Origin of the sequence: Shewanella sp. SM95 (assembly GCF_025653595.1) — a bacterium.
Taxonomy (GTDB): Bacteria; Pseudomonadota; Gammaproteobacteria; order Enterobacterales; family Shewanellaceae; genus Shewanella; species Shewanella oncorhynchi.
On record NZ_JAKKSE010000001.1, the window covers coordinates 200857 to 216118 of the forward strand.

Annotated in this window: 16 protein-coding genes; 8 read left to right on the forward strand and 8 right to left on the reverse strand. The window is 44.2% G+C overall.

Annotation, left to right across the window (positions count from 1 at the left end; genetic code table 11):
• Positions 1-81 precede the first annotated feature (81 nt).
• The 5 genes from trmB to L5M29_RS00945 all read left to right on the forward strand — a co-directional run bounded on the left by trmB (position 82) and on the right by L5M29_RS00945 (position 4486).
• Entirely contained in the window at positions 82-798 is a 717-nt protein-coding gene (gene trmB / locus L5M29_RS00925; RefSeq protein WP_105251866.1) for a tRNA (guanosine(46)-N7)-methyltransferase TrmB, read from the forward strand.
• A 48-nt stretch (positions 799-846) separates the two neighbouring features.
• On the forward strand, positions 847-1173 hold the full coding sequence (locus tag L5M29_RS00930; protein ID WP_028761293.1) for a YggL family protein: 327 nt from the start codon (positions 847-849) through the stop codon (positions 1171-1173).
• Positions 1173-2087 carry a glutaminase B gene (gene glsB / locus L5M29_RS00935; protein ID WP_113939414.1) on the forward strand — a complete coding sequence of 305 codons (915 nt, stop codon included), beginning with the start codon at positions 1173-1175 and terminating at the stop codon, positions 2085-2087. Before L5M29_RS00930 ends, glsB begins: the two co-directional genes overlap by 1 nt.
• A 183-nt stretch (positions 2088-2270) precedes the next feature.
• Positions 2271-3092 carry a YggN family protein gene (locus tag L5M29_RS00940; protein WP_168824598.1) on the forward strand — a complete coding sequence of 274 codons (822 nt, stop codon included), beginning with the start codon at positions 2271-2273 and terminating at the stop codon, positions 3090-3092.
• 452 nt (positions 3093-3544) lie between these two features.
• Entirely contained in the window at positions 3545-4486 is a 942-nt protein-coding gene (locus tag L5M29_RS00945) for a LysR family transcriptional regulator (RefSeq protein ID WP_006082526.1), read from the forward strand.
• Between the two features lie 728 nt (positions 4487-5214).
• Here L5M29_RS00945 and L5M29_RS00950 read toward each other — a convergent pair.
• The 8 genes from L5M29_RS00950 to L5M29_RS00985 all read right to left on the reverse strand — a co-directional run bounded on the left by L5M29_RS00950 (position 5215) and on the right by L5M29_RS00985 (position 12328).
• Positions 5215-7065 (reverse strand): DUF885 domain-containing protein, encoded by a 1851-nt coding sequence (locus tag L5M29_RS00950; RefSeq protein ID WP_263165723.1) that lies wholly within the window; start codon positions 7063-7065, stop codon positions 5215-5217.
• Between the two features lie 152 nt (positions 7066-7217).
• The gene (gene hemW / locus L5M29_RS00955) at positions 7218-8384 is read right to left on the reverse strand and encodes a radical SAM family heme chaperone HemW (RefSeq protein WP_263165725.1); all 1167 of its coding nucleotides are present in this window, start codon (positions 8382-8384) and stop codon (positions 7218-7220) included.
• Complete coding sequence (rdgB, locus tag L5M29_RS00960) at positions 8384-9001, reverse strand: RdgB/HAM1 family non-canonical purine NTP pyrophosphatase (protein ID WP_263165726.1); 618 nt, start codon at positions 8999-9001, stop codon at positions 8384-8386. The genes hemW and rdgB overlap by 1 nt, the downstream gene beginning before the upstream one ends.
• 122 nt (positions 9002-9123) lie before the next feature.
• Positions 9124-9558 (reverse strand): DUF4426 domain-containing protein, encoded by a 435-nt coding sequence (locus tag L5M29_RS00965; protein ID WP_113939419.1) that lies wholly within the window; start codon positions 9556-9558, stop codon positions 9124-9126.
• Positions 9559-9693: 135 nt separating this feature from the next.
• Entirely contained in the window at positions 9694-9999 is a 306-nt protein-coding gene (yggU, locus tag L5M29_RS00970; RefSeq protein WP_028761286.1) for a DUF167 family protein YggU, read from the reverse strand.
• Positions 9999-10547 carry a YggT family protein gene (locus tag L5M29_RS00975; protein WP_105251874.1) on the reverse strand — a complete coding sequence of 183 codons (549 nt, stop codon included), beginning with the start codon at positions 10545-10547 and terminating at the stop codon, positions 9999-10001. Before L5M29_RS00975 ends, yggU begins: the two co-directional genes overlap by 1 nt.
• A 47-nt stretch (positions 10548-10594) precedes the next feature.
• Positions 10595-11413, reverse strand: a complete 819-nt coding sequence (gene proC, locus L5M29_RS00980; RefSeq protein WP_263165728.1) for a pyrroline-5-carboxylate reductase — start codon at positions 11411-11413, stop codon at positions 10595-10597.
• Between the two features lie 216 nt (positions 11414-11629).
• Complete coding sequence (locus L5M29_RS00985; RefSeq protein ID WP_263165730.1) at positions 11630-12328, reverse strand: YggS family pyridoxal phosphate-dependent enzyme; 699 nt, start codon at positions 12326-12328, stop codon at positions 11630-11632.
• Positions 12329-12363: 35 nt separating this feature from the next.
• Between L5M29_RS00985 and L5M29_RS00990 the strand changes: the two genes are divergently transcribed.
• The 3 genes from L5M29_RS00990 to L5M29_RS01000 all read left to right on the forward strand — a co-directional run bounded on the left by L5M29_RS00990 (position 12364) and on the right by L5M29_RS01000 (position 15249).
• The gene (locus tag L5M29_RS00990; RefSeq protein ID WP_006082517.1) at positions 12364-13401 is read left to right on the forward strand and encodes a type IV pilus twitching motility protein PilT; all 1038 of its coding nucleotides are present in this window, start codon (positions 12364-12366) and stop codon (positions 13399-13401) included.
• 9 nt (positions 13402-13410) lie between these two features.
• Complete coding sequence (locus L5M29_RS00995) at positions 13411-14523, forward strand: PilT/PilU family type 4a pilus ATPase (RefSeq protein ID WP_006085705.1); 1113 nt, start codon at positions 13411-13413, stop codon at positions 14521-14523.
• A gap of 186 nt (positions 14524-14709) precedes the next feature.
• Entirely contained in the window at positions 14710-15249 is a 540-nt protein-coding gene (locus tag L5M29_RS01000; RefSeq protein WP_263165731.1) for a glutathione peroxidase, read from the forward strand.
• The last annotated feature ends 13 nt before the right edge of the window (positions 15250-15262 follow it).

Below are 15262 nucleotides of genomic sequence, written 5' to 3' on the forward strand. Positions count from 1 at the left end.
CCCATTAGTGCTTGCACTGTATGTTGAACTTTGGATAATGCCCTTCTTTTATAATGGTGTTGTCCACTAGACGAGGCAAAAATGAGCGAAGTCACTACCGCTGAATTTAATGAAGAAGGCAAGTATCTGCGCAAGATCAGAAGCTTTGTCCTGAGAGAAGGTCGCTTAACCAAAGGCCAAGCACACGCTATTGAAAGCCAGTGGCCAACAATGGGTTTAGATTACAGCCCAGTGCCATTGGTACTGAGCGATGTTTTTGGTCGTGAAGCCGATACTGTGCTGGAAATTGGCTTTGGCATGGGCGCCTCTTTAGTACAAATGGCTAAAGATGCACCAGAGCAAAATTTCATTGGTATTGAAGTACATAAACCGGGTGTAGGCTCTTGCCTCAGTGATGCCGCCATTGCTGGTGTGACTAATTTACGTGTGTATCATCACGATGCCATGGAAGTATTAGAACATGCGATTGCTGACGGTTCATTAGCCCGAGTGCAATTGTTCTTCCCAGATCCTTGGCATAAAAAACGTCACCATAAACGCCGCATCGTACAAGCTGAATTTGCCGAACTGATTCGTCGCAAGCTAAAAATTGGCGGTGTGTTCCATATGGCCACTGACTGGGAAGAGTACAGCGAGCATATGTTAGAGGTGATGCAAGCCGCTCCGGGTTATCAAAACCAGTCGGCCGACGGCAGTGTGGTGCCGCGTCCTGATCATCGTCCATTGACAAAGTTTGAAGCCCGCGGCCATAGACTGGGTCACGGTGTATGGGATCTGATGTTTGAGCGTATCGCTTAATCACGAACTCAATTTTAGCTAATTTTAAACACAAAAGGGAAAATCACTATGGCAACTAATCGTAGCCGTCGTTTACGTAAGAAAATGCGCGTTGATGAATTCCAAGAGTTAGGTTTCGATATGGCTTGGACTTTTGATGCATCAGTATCTGAAGCCGATATCGATGCAACTGTAGATAAATTCATCGATGAAGTGATCGAAACCCGTAAATTAGGTTTCCATGGCGGCGGCCACATCGAATGGGAAGGCATTATCGCCACTCAAACGATTGGGAAATGTACCGAAGAAGATATTGCTGCAGTTAAGGCATTCTGGGCGACCCAAAAAGTGTCTCAGGTTGAAGTTAGCGAACTGTACGACATTTGGTGGGGTTAATGCCCGAGTTGGCATTACTTGAGGAAGTGGTCGAGAAAGTTCGACCCTTGCTCGGCCAAGGAAAGGTTGCAAATTATATCCCCGCACTGGCCAGCGTTGATGCTGGCAAATTAGGCATTGCCGTCACGACTGTTGACGGTGAAACTTTAGGTGCGGGCGATTACCTTGAGCCGTTTTCGATTCAAAGTATCTCCAAAGTTTTCAGCTTAACCTTAGCGTTAACTTTATATGAAGAAGCCGAAATCTGGAGCCGTGTTGGCAAAGAACCTTCGGGCCATTCATTCAACTCTTTAGTACAAGTCGAGTTAGAACGTGGCAAGCCGCGCAACCCATTTATCAATGCTGGCGCGTTAGTGATTGCTGACTTATTGCAGAGTCGTTTAGGTGCTCCTAAACACAGAATGCTTGAGTTAGTCAGGCAACTAAGCCAAAACGATAAAGTGTGTTTCGATAAACAAGTAGCAGATTCAGAATATCAGCATAGTGCGCGCAATGCGGCTATCGCTTATTTGATGAAGTCATTTGGTAATTTTCAAGGTGATGTTGATACTGTGTTACGCACCTATTTTCATTATTGCGCCTTGAAGATGAATTGTGCTGACTTGTCTAAGGCCATGTTGTATTTGGCTAATCGCGGCAAAAGTATCACAGGGACTGAGCTTATTTCTCAAGTGCAAACTCGGCAACTTAACGCTCTGTTGGCAACCTCGGGCTTATATGATGGTGCTGGTGAGTTTGCTTATCGTGTTGGTATGCCAGGTAAAAGTGGCGTCGGCGGCGGTATTATTGCCGTGATCCCTGGAGAACTGTCGATTTGTGTATGGTCCCCAGAACTCGATAATAATGGCAACTCACTTGCGGGCACTGCGATGCTTGAGCATCTAAGTCAGCGTCTCGGTCGTTCTATTTTCTAGTCTTATCTCTCGTTTTTATTAGCACTATTAGACTAAATGTTAGCGAATTTCGCTAATGACCTTTTAGTGCTAACTTTTCAAAATTCAACATAATCAAATTGTTATAAAGTTGGCACGTCTCCTGCTATAAGCTATTCAGTAGTTTAGGTTTATCGAATTATTCAGATTAAAGGACGAACAAAAATGAAATTAAATAAGTTATTAACTGGATTTGCATTATCTGGCGTGATTTTAGGAGCATCTAGCGTACAGCTGGCGCAAGCACAAACAGAACCAAAAATAGATGAGCGCTGTGAAGTCTCCTTAAATTATGACGTTATGGTCGAGCCTAAAAAATTAGTCATGAGCGAGAAGGGCACAGAAAAGTATCGTATCGAAGTTGACAAGTTATTTGTGGAAGGTAAGCAAGTTAACTTAACCGACAAGCAGAAAAAATTGGTTACTCAATATGCCGATGAAGTTTCGACTCAAGTGCCAGAAGTGATTGAACTGGTGAATGAGGCAGTATCTCTTGCTTCCAAAGCTGTTGGTATGGCCTTAACACCTTTAATGGGTGATGCTGCTGGTGCAAAATTTGATGAAATGATGGCTGGCGTTCAAAAACGGGTTGATTCAGTGGCTTATAAGAATGGTGATAGCTTCTATTTAGGGGCGACTGAAGACTCGATGCAAAGTACATTTAACGATGAATTCGAGCAGGAAATGGAACAAATTGTCCAGAATTCAATTGGCGCCATTATGATGAACTTAGGTGGCCAAATCATGTCTGGTGGCGGTGAAAATTTTGAAGCCAAGATGGATACCTTCTCCAAAAAAATGGACAATTTAGGCCAAGATATTGAGCAACAAGTTGAGAGCCAATCTAAGGGATTAGAAGCTAAGGCTGACCGTTTGTGCGACCGATTTGAACATCTGTTAGTGCTTGAAAATCAATTGCGCCAAGAAGTGCCAGAACTAGCACCTTATGTGTTGACACAAAACTCAACCAAGGAACTGCGTGAATAGTTCTTGCAAATAGTTCTTGTAAATAATCCTTGCGAATAGGCCTTAGTTTTAACTGCAATAACTTCTATCTCCTTGTGCATGAGTCAAATTTGAATGCTACGCCCCTAGTCAATTTATCGACTAGGGGCTTTTTTATTGGCTACGGTTTAATCGTGGTGACAACCGTTATGGCTAAGTTGATGTGGCTTATAGGCTAGGCTTGCAGCGATTTAGTTCGGAATGTTACAGTCTAGAGACGAATATTTGGTATACTCTTAAAATATAATTAAAAGCTGGCATATCAGTCAGATATAACCCCCTACTTTAGTGGACTTTTTCGGTCTAAATCTCTGCGTTATATCATTTTGATGCGAGATATCAATGCTATGGTTATTTTTAAGCGATGATTACGCTAACCATAGCTGCTCACCGAAAGTTAATATCATTGTCGTAAACAGCTTAAGGCGACTTCCATGTTAGAACTGTTAGAACCTATTGCGATTTTTACTCATGTGGCCAGAGCAGGTAGTTTTAGTGCCGCCGCAAGAAGGCTTGGGATCTCTAAGTCTAAGGTCAGTACACAAGTCGCCGATCTTGAACATAGACTTGGTGTTCAATTAATTCAACGTACCACCCGCAGCTTAAGTCTGACTGAAGCAGGGCATTTGCTGTATCTGCAAGGTGAAGAACTGCTGCGTGACGCTGAACAAGCGATAGCCAGCGTGCATAACTTAAATGATGCGACCCGCGGCGTGCTTAAGGTGGGAATTTCCCAATCCTTTGGGGTGATGCATATCATTCCTGCGTTGCCATCTTTTATGGCAAAACACCCTGAGCTTGAGCTACAAGTGAGCTTACTGGACCATAAAGTGGATGTCGTGAGCGAAGGCTTAGACTTACTGTTAACTATGTCTGAGCAATTACCGCTTGGCATGGTTGCTAGACCTCTGATGAAGTGCCAATTCCTGTTAGTTGCTTCGCCTGGCTATATTGCTCAACATGGCGAGCCAACTCGACCTGAGCAGTTAGTTGACCACAATTGTTTGGTCTATCAAGGCGAGTGGCATGAGCACAGCATGTGGCAATTTAAGAAGGGTGATGACTACTGTGAAATTGGCGTATCGGGTAATTTCAGGGTGGATAATGCGCCTGCATTAAAATCTGCTGCAATCAGTGGTCTTGGCGTTGTGTATCTTGCGAGTTATTTGATGGAAGATGAAATTGCCAAAGGGACATTAGTGCCTTTACTGAAGGATTGGCAATTGACCCACCATCTGCCATTGCAGGCGGTTTATCCCCGTCGTAAGCACTTAGCACCTAAGGTCAGTTCTTTTATCGAATTCATCAAAGATCACATAGGAACGCCACCGTATTGGGATGCTCCCTATGTCGAATTATTCAGTAAACGTCAGTAAAATAGGAAACATTGTTCTCAAAAGCAGTCTTATGTGGTTTTAAATTGAGCGCGCACTTTTATGGTCATTTAAAATCAATACGTTAGATTGAGTTGATGAGTACATTTGTTGATGGTTTTTTAGGGGTTCCTAAAGCACTTTTTTATAACATCCTTGAACTCTGTTCTTAATTGAATACAATGGTGGCAGTTGATTCGGAATGACCTGAGTCCTATACGTTTATTGGAAATGACCCCTTTCAATTTTTGTATACAGGTCGGCGTTAATGCAGTTTTGGATCACAGCCAACAGAAGTTTGAGAACTAAAACAATGTTGGCTCTTTAAACCATCATCCTAGTTTTTGGTTTACCTCAGCCTTATCGCTGAGGTAATTTTTTTATTGATGGTTTGCAGCCTTGAGCACAAGTTTTGTCTCCCTGTACCCTAAAGTCGCAACTGTGTGTTAAATGATGTGAAGGCGAGTGCTAAAGCATATATTAATGCAACAAATATAGTGACCCACAGTGAGAAGGGTTCTGTTATCTAACGGGATAATGGTACCAATAAAAAAGCCACTTTCGAGTGGCTTTTTTATTGGCTGCAGCTTAAGACTTTCACTTATGTCGCTTTAGTCGTGAAGCAAGTTAACAGTGCTTCACGACTCAGCATTAAGGCATTAAGGCATTAAGGCATTAAGGCATTAAGGCATTAAGGCATTAAGGCATTAAGGCATTAAAACATTAGGGTATTAGGCCTTCTTCTTGCTGGCTATCCAGAGATCGACTTGTTGTTCTAACACATCCAGTGGCAATGCGCCGTTAGCAAGTACTAGCGTATGGAAGTCGCGGATATCAAATTGACTGCCAAGCTGTTGCTCTGCTTTATGTCTGAGTTCCTGCAGCTTAATCATGCCCACTTTATAGGCTGTCGCTTGTGATGGCATAACGATATGGCGTTCAACCATTTTCACCGCATCTGATTTAGCATTTGGCGTATTATCCACGTAATAGGTTATGCCTTGCTCGCGGGTCCATTTTTTTGTGTGGATGCCAGTATCAACGACTAAGCGACAGGCACGCCACAACTCCATTGCTAGGCGACCAAAGTCAGAGTAAGGATCGGCGTAGAGTCCCATTTCTTTTGGGAAAGATTCGCTATATAAACCCCAGCCCTCAATATACGCAGTATAGCCCCCAAACTTACGGAATTTAGGAATATTTTGCAGTTCTTGGGAAATGGCTATCTGCATATGGTGACCCGGAATACCTTCGTGGTAGGCCAGCGCCTCCATTTGGTATTTTGGCATGGCTTTCATGTCATATAGGTTTGCATAGTAGCTACCTGGACGCGAACCATCCGGTGCCGGTTGTTCATAGAAGGCTTTACCCGCGGATTTTTCCCTAAAGGCTTCAACCTGCTTCACTACCATGGTGGCCTTAGGTTTTACTTTGAACACTTCATCCAAGCGCGACTTCATATTGTCGATGAACTTAGTCGCCTCAGCTAAATAGGCGGCTTTACCTTCGGCGGTATTGGGGTAGTAGAACTGGGGATCGTCACGCATGAAGCTAAAGAATTGCTGTAAATCGCCTTTAAAATTGACCTTCTTCATAATGGCGCGCATTTCATTATGGATACGTTCCACCTCAGAAAGGCCTAAGTCATGGATTTGATCGGCGGTCATATTTGTGGTGGTAGTGCGGGCCAAAGCATTATTGTAAAAGGCCGCGCCATTAGGGAGTTTCCACGCACCATCGCGGTCGTCAGCTCTGGTTGCTAAGGTTTTGATGTAACTGATGAGCTTGTTATAGGCGGGCTCGACTTGGGTCACTAGTGCTTGCTCAGCCTGTTGAATCAGTGCTTGCTTTTCCGTTTCTTGAATCGCTAGTGCGTTCACTTTACGGCGAAAATCTGCGAGTAGCGCGCTGTCGTCGCCCTTATCAAAAGGCGCACCTTTGATGATGTTTTGGCTGTCTGAAATCACATAAGCGAATACAAACTTAGGCGCGATAATGCCTTTATCTGCGCGGACTTCTAAAACTGTCTGTAATTGACTTAAACGTTTAGGCACGCCATTCAAGCGGCTGATATAGGCCTTGGCATCGCTGGCATCGGTAATTTGATGTTGGTTAATCAAGAAGGAGGCGATCATAGAGTGGCCGCCATACATCTGATTCACAGGGTAATTATGGTAGCGCCATTGGTCATCTTCGATGTCATTTTGCAGATTTTGTTTGAGTAAGGTGAGGCTGAGGTTTGTTTGTGGATCGAGTTTGGCCGCATCAATCAGATTGACCTGTGCCAGTTGTTTTTTTGTGCGTGCTAGGGCTTTATCATCGGCGGCATCACCCAGTTCATCCCATTTATCATAGTCTTGCTTGATCCCCATATAGGTTTGCGAAATAGGGCTCGCCATGATGTTTTCCATGAAGATGGTTTCGAACAACGCATTGGCTTTTTCTGACTCGGTTTGCACCACTGTATTCACAGGTTCGCTTGCACTGTGAAAGGCTGGCGAAGTTGATGCTGCATACGCGGGAATGGTCAATAGAGCTGAAAGGGTCAGTGCGACTAAGCTGATTTTAGTTTTTATTGGCATGATCAGGCTTCCTAGATTGAGTTGCATCAATTCTAAAGAAGCTGGACAAGAATGTATGGATATTAATGTTAGAAAATGTGTTAGCAGTAATAGTATTTAACGACACTATTTGTTACTAACACATTATTTATATAGCTATTTTAACGGCAGGCTTAGCAGAATTGTGTCAGTAAATCATTAACAAACATGTGACCTTTGCTGGTTAATTGCCAATGTTCAGCGGATTCTGTGAGTAAACCGCGCTGTTTGGCCTTTTCCATTCCTTCGGTCAATGTGTCTCTGTGTTGTCCGGTACGCAGTTCAAATTCTTGCTTAGGGATAGGTGTCATCAGGCGCAGGCGATTCATTAAATATTCGAGCGCGCGGTCTTCCTCTGCAACTTCAATCGATTCGAAGGTGTAGTTGTGGGCACTCAGATATCCCTTAGGATGTTTAATTTTTACCGTGCGTATGATGCGGTTTTCTTCTGGCAACGTCACTTTGCCGTGGGCGCCACAGCCTATGCCTAGATAATCACCAAACTGCCAGTAGTTGAGATTGTGCCTACATTGGTAACCAGGTTTTGCGTAGGCAGATATTTCGTATTGCTCATACCCTAATGCGGCCAGCTTTTGTTGACCTTGCTCATAGATATGCCAGAGCGCTTCGTCATCGGGCAGCTGCGGCGGTTTTGAGTGGAATAGGGTGTTGGGCTCAATTGTTAACTGATACCAAGATAGGTGTGGCGGGTTAAGCGCCGCTGCCGTGTCGATATCGGCCATAGCTTCAGCAAAACTTTGGTTGGGTAATCCATGCATTAAATCGAGGTTAAAACTCAAGTATCCCGCTTGGCTGGCTTTTTGAGCGGCGACTTGTGCCTCGTTTTGATCGTGAATACGTCCGAGTAAGTTGAGTTTATCCTTAGAAAAGCTCTGCACACCAATAGATAAACGAGTGACGCCCGCTGCACGATAGGCACTAAAGTCATCGTGCTCTAAAGTACCAGGATTGGCTTCCATAGTGATTTCGATATTGTCACTAAAGGGGATTAGCGCATTGGCACCATCGAGTATGCGTTTGATTTGCAAAGCATCGAATAAGGATGGCGTGCCGCCACCGATAAAGATGGTATGGATCTGCCGCCCTTGGACGAGATGTAAATCTTGGCGTAAGTCTTCCAATAGCGCATCAACATAAGCCTCTTGTGGCAGTTCGCCATTTTGGCCATGGGAATTAAAGTCACAATAGGGACACTTTTGTACGCACCAGGGAATATGGATATACAGACTGAGTGGTGGCAGTTCGAGCTTCATTGCAGTAGTCACGGCAGTTGACGACATTATTGTGCATTCCCGCCAGTTAACACGCCTTGGGCTTGCATGGCGGCGATGAGTTGCACTAGGGCTTTACCACGATGGCTTAAGGCATTTTTCTCGTTGCTGCCCAGCTCCGCCGCGCTACATTGATAATTTTCAGGGATAAAAATCGGATCGTAACCATGGCCATTAGCGCCGCGTTGGCTAAAGTCGATTTGGCCTTCCCATGAGGCTTGGCAAATAATCGGGGTCGGGTCTTTTGCATGGCGCATATATACCAGTACGCATTGGAATCTTGCCCCGCGAGGTGCTGGCTGGTCTTTTAATGTCTCAAGTAGTTTCAATACGTTGTCTTGATCTTTGGCATTTTCGCCCGCGTAACGTGCTGAATAAATGCCTGGAGCGCCTTGGAGTAAATCCACTTCTAAACCCGAATCATCGGCAATGGCCGCAAGTCCGGTGATTTCGGCGGCATGCCTTGCTTTGATAATGGCATTCTCTACAAAAGTGGTACCCGTTTCTGCTACTTCGCTGACATTAAACTGGCTCTGCGGCAGTACAGTGACACCGTAGCTTGCGAGCATTTGATCGAATTCAGCGAGTTTGCCTTTATTACCGCTGGCGAGGACGATTTGTTGCATGGAATACCTATCATAAATGGGGCGACGTGCGTTGGCACTATGATACCCAAGCTCAATAGTAAAGGACAGGGAAAGGGGTTGGCGCTACAGGAAAGCAACGCCAACAAAGGTATAAAATAGGTTTATTCAACGTAGAATTTTTGCTTGAACTGTAAGTTCGTGTTCAGTTGATTGCCATATTTAATTGCGATATTGAAGTTGATTTCCTGATCATCGCGGTAGGGCACTTCGGCAATGTAATAAATCGCATCACCTTCGCGGATCTCTTTAAACGTTAGATTGATTCGCGCATCTAACAAATTATTAGCAACTCCAGTAATTTCAACGGGTACTGCGGGCTTATTCGCTTCGCTAATATCTAATACGGCAATATTGATGATGCCAGTGTAGCTACTGCGCTTAATGCCATAGGATTTGGCTATGCTAGGCGTTAAAAATGTACTGCCAAGTGCCATGTAATGAATATCAAAATTGCCGACAGTTTCTTTTTGCTCGGCATTTGCAACACCGCAAAGGCTGGCCGTGAGGGCTAATACAGCGAGAAGATTACGGAACATGATGGGATACCTCATATTAGGGAATGTTGGATTATAGGGCCGCCGTGACTATTTTTTCCAATAAATTAATAGCATTCAAAGGATTAATTCGTTTTCAGTTGTACGATTCTTTAACTGATTGATCTTTCAACTGAATTACTTTTCACTATCTTGCCCCATCAGTTCAGTAATGACACTTGGGATGATCTTAGGGTCAATAATGCGGATTTGTTTATGTCGGCCAAGTTCACCTTTTATTATGTGAATGTCGCTCTTTGGCACTTTAAAAGCTTTTGCTAAGTACTTGCTTAAATGGGCATTCGCTTTGCCATCAATAGGCGGCGCAGTGATGGCTACTTTTAGCTCATCACCGTGCAATCCTACAATTTGATCTCGGCTAGCCTTAGGCTGAATGTAGAGATTAAGCAGCAAGTCACCTTGCTGCAAAGTCACTGCACTCATTAGATCACAGCCCAATAAGGTATATATTGAGCAAGTAACATATTGAGGAAATTCATACCAATAATAACCAGCATTACGGATAAATCTAAACCACCAATTGGCGGTATGATACGACGTATTGGTGCTAATACGGGCTCAGTTAACTGACCCATGATCATTACAATTGGATTATAGCCTTGGTTAAACCAGCTTAAGATTGCGCGTATTAATAGCATCCAAAACAGCAGTACCCCTGCTTTTTTGACCACAGATACAACGGCAAACAGCAAAAATAACAGTATGTCTATGCCACCGCCCGCAATGAGGCTAATTAGTAGCAGCTTGGCTATCACAACCAATAATGCGAGGACGAAAGATGCGGTATCAAATCGCCCTAAGGAAGGCAAAATACGGCGCATTGGTGCGATGAGCGGGTGAGTTGCTTTAACAATAAATTGGCTAAAAGGATTGTAAAAATCAGCCCTTGCCAGTTGTAACCAAATCCGCAAAATCACCACCATCAAATAGAGATCGAATAGAGTGGTGATTAAAAAGGTAAATGCATTCATCGAGATTTCTACCTATTAAAGTTCGATATAAAAAACGTGTTAGTGGATCAAAATGTTTTAGCCATTTCTTCTGCACGATTAATACAGTTTTCCATGGCTTTTTTTACTAAGCCGCGCATATCCGCAGCTTCAAATGTCGCCAGCGCTTGTGCGGTGGTGCCGCCCTTTGAAGTAACATTTTCCCTTAAATTACCTAAGGTCAGTTGTGGGTTTTGCTTAGCCATCATAGCAGCGCCAAGCGCAGCTTGCTGCACTAAACTTCTGGCTTTTGTTTCATCCATTCCCATTTCTTTGCCTGCATCTATCATAGACTCCATTAGCAAAAAGAAATAAGCCGGTGAACTGCCCGATAGTGCAATCACTTGATCTAAATCTGACTCTTCATTTACCCACACTATTTCGCCGCCGCTTGACATCAAACGATCGCAAATGGCTTTCTGCTCGGTAGTAATGCTTTGAGGCGCATAGAGGCCAGTCATACCAACACTAATTTGCATCGGCGTATTTGGCATGGCGCGGATAAGCTTGATGTCTTGTGCCAGATAGTCGGTATATCGCTTTGCTTTAATGCCCGCAGCGATAGTGATGACTAACTTATTCGACAGCTCGACTGTCTGTAATGCTTCACAAACTTGTTGCATCAATTGTGGTTTTACTGAAAGTACTATGACATCGGCAGCTTGCGCCGCGGCTAAATTATCCTGAGAAACCAAAATCCCAAAATCGCCTTTTAGTGCATCGAGTTTACCTTGGCTGGGATTAGTCGCTTGGATGAGTTGAGCTGGATAGCCGCTATTGACTAAGCCACTGATGATGCTGCGCGTCATATTGCCGGCACCGATAAAGCAGATTTTCTGTTGATCCATTTGATTCTCTTCAGTGTGTTAACCGTTAACTTGTAACATCTTCACCTTAAATTAAGATGATAAAACGGTTAGTCATTTGAATGACTGATCCTGATTATCGACTCTCGCTAATTGCTCTTAAATCGTTAATGTTCGGTATTATTAAATACAGTATTTGGGCATAAAGTGCTAAAAACAAGGTTAAACTGACCTCTAACTAAATGCCTAACGTGGATTTTACGCAGTGTAATTGCGCTCCCCAAAAATGGCACTGCCAATACGCACCATAGTTGAACCGCAGCTAATCGCTGTATCTAGGTCATTACTCATCCCCATTGAAAGCGTATCTACAGCGGGATAATGCGTTTTAAGTTCTTGAAATAGATTGTTTAACATGGAAAACTCTTTAAGCTGTAACTCTGTATCTGCGGTAGCCGTTGGAATTGCCATTAGGCCCCTCAGTGCTAAGTTAGGTAGCTGAGCTATCAGTTCGGCCAGTGGCAGCATTTGAGCCGCATCTATGCCAGATTTTGTGTCTTCAGCACTGATATTAATTTGAATACAGACGTTTAATGGCGCCAATTCGGCCGGACGTTGCTCATTGAGACGTAGGGCAATTTTGTCGCGTGAAACGGTATGCATCCAATCGAAATGCTGGGCGACTATGCTGGTTTTATTGGATTGGAGTGGGCCGATAAAATGCCATTCTATGTCCGGGAAATCCCCCTTGAGCGCAGTAATTTTTTCAGCGCCTTCTTGGACATAGTTTTCGCCAAAGCAACGCTGACCCGCTTGGTAGGCTGCTATAATGTCTTCAATAGGTTTAGTCTTGCTGACGGCAAGTAAGCGAATACTGCTGGGGTGGCGGGCACATTTTTGCGCTGCTTGTGTGATCCTGCGCTGGGCGATTGCGAGTCTGTCTGCTATTGTTGTCATGATGTAATTATCTAGTTGCAAGGATATCCCAAACGATGGAAATCACTGAGTTATTGGCATTTAGTGTAAAACACAAAGCCTCGGATCTACACCTTTCTGCAGGGATATCTCCCATGATCCGTGTTGACGGTGAAGTGAGAAAAATTAACCTGCCCGCGCTCGATCATCAAGGTGTACACAGCTTAGTGTACGACATAATGAATGATAAGCAGCGCAAGGACTACGAAGAACATTTAGAAATCGATTTCTCGTTCGAAGTCCCTAATCTTGCACGCTTTCGTGTTAACGCATTCAATCAATCCCGTGGTGCGGCGGCTGTGTTTCGTACCATTCCAAGTGACATTTTGTCACTTGAGCAATTAGGTGCGCCGGAAATTTTTAAAAAAATTGCCAGTTTCCCTCGCGGATTGGTCCTAGTGACTGGACCTACGGGGTCGGGTAAGAGTACCACACTTGCCGCTATGGTGGATTACGTGAATGAAAATCGACATGATCATATCTTAACCATTGAAGATCCTATCGAATTCGTTCACCAAAATAAGCAATGTTTGATTAACCAACGTGAAGTTCATCGCCATACCCACAGCTTTAATGCGGCGCTTAGAAGCGCACTGCGTGAAGACCCAGACGTGATTTTAGTCGGTGAGATGCGTGACCTTGAGACCATTCGTTTGGCTATGACTGCGGCTGAAACAGGCCACTTAGTGTTTGGTACCTTGCATACCACCTCTGCCGCGAAAACGATTGACCGTGTGGTCGACGTATTCCCCGCCGGTGAAAAAGACATGGTGCGCACTATGTTGTCGGAATCGCTGCAAGCGGTTATTTCGCAAACCCTGATTAAAAAGGTGGGTGGAGGCCGTGTCGCCGCCCATGAAATCATGATGGGCACTCCCGCTATCCGTAACCTTATTCGTGAAGACAAAGTGGCGCAGATGTATTCGGCGATTCAAACCGGTATGGCCCACGGAATGCAGACCTTAGAGCAATGTTTACAGAACTTAGTCAATCGTGGTCTTATCACCCGTGAAGATGCAATGGCGAAGAGTTCGAATAAACAAGCGACATTTTAAGGATTTATGATGGATGTTCTTCCGTTTTTAAAAGTGATCGTTGAGCGCAAAGCCTCCGACTTGTTTATCACAGCTGGCTTTCCGCCGAGTGCCAAGATTGACGGTGAATTGCGTCCCTTGGCAGAAAGTGCGTTTACACCAGCACAATCACTGGATTTTGTTGAGTCGTTAATGACAGAGGCGCAGAAGCAAGAGTTTCATTCCACTCGTGAGTGTAACTTCGCTTTTGCGGCAAAGGATTTAGGTCGTTTTCGGGTGAGCGCTTTTTGGCAGCGTGAATCGCCTGGCTGCGTGATGCGCCGTATTGAGACTAAAATCCCTGATGTCGATGATTTAAAATTGCCGCCTATTCTAAAAGATCTGGTGATGAGCAAACGTGGCCTCATCATTATGGTAGGCGGAACGGGAACGGGTAAATCAACGTCCTTGGCGGCCTTGGTGGGTTATCGCAATGGTCATGCTCGTGGGCATATTTTGACTATTGAAGATCCGGTTGAATTCGTTCATGACCACAGAAAAAGCATAATCACTCAGCGTGAAGTGGGTATAGATACTGAGTCTTTTGATGCGGCGCTAAAAAGCTCCCTTCGCCAAGCTCCCGATGTGATCTTGATTGGTGAAATCCGTACCCAAGAGACGATGGAGTTTGCGCTGTCATTTGCAGAAACGGGTCACCTTTGTATGGCAACCTTGCATGCCAACAACGCCAACCAAGCGTTAGACCGGATTATGCATCTCGTGCCTGAGAGTAAGCATCAACAGTTATTGTTCGATTTATCATTGAATTTACGCGGTATTGTGGCGCAGCAATTGATACCGAAAGTCGATGGCACAGGGCGTCGCGCCGCGATTGAAGTATTGATTAACACCCCAAGAGTGGCGAGTTTAATTGCGAAGAACGAGCTGCATTTACTCAAAGAAACCATGGCAAAATCCAACGAGCAGGGCATGCAGACGTTCGATCAGGCCTTGCTGAAACTTTATGTCGATGGCGAGATTAGTTACGCCGATGCGCTGCACCATGCTGATTCACCGAACGATTTACGTTTGATGATTAAATTACAGAATAAAGAATCCACGGGCTCAGGCTTTATGGAAGGTGTCACCTTAGACATGGACTAACACGAGAGCCAGATTCTGGATTAAGCAGCTCTTTATGGGCTGCTTTTTGTTTGTGTATTAGATTTTCGTTCAGCTCAATCGGTTCTACTTCATCGCTATGTTGCCATTATTCATAGCTTTTATTTTTTAATTCAATATGATCTTTACCTAGTGCGTTTGCGTAATGTACTGGTAAAGGAGAAAGCAATGAAAAAATTACCTATGATATTCGCTATGACAGCGAGCTTGATGAGTGTTGGCAGTATGGCGGCCACTTGTCCCGAGTATCTGAACCTTGAAGTACGAAAATTACATTCTGAAGAGACAGTTAATCTGTGTGAATTGACTCAGGGAAAACCAGTCTTGATTGTTAACACGGCCAGTAACTGTGGTTACACCCCGCAGTTTAAAGCGCTCGAAACATTGCATGAAAACTACAAAGATAAAGGCTTAGTGGTCATTGGTTTCCCATCGGATGATTTTTTCCAAGAAGAAAATGATGAGAAAGATACGGCTAAGGTGTGTTACATCAATTACGGTGTCACCTTTACTATGCTGTCGACATCGCCAGTACGTGGTAGTGACGCTAATAGTGTCTTCAAATACTTAGCCGAAAAAACTGGTGCGCCTAAGTGGAATTTTTATAAGTATGTCGTCAGCGGTGATGGTGTGGTTGTGCAACAGTTCAATTCTAAAGTGAAGCCAGATAGTGAAGAGCTTAAGCAAGCGATAGAATCTGTACTTTAATATTACGAATATT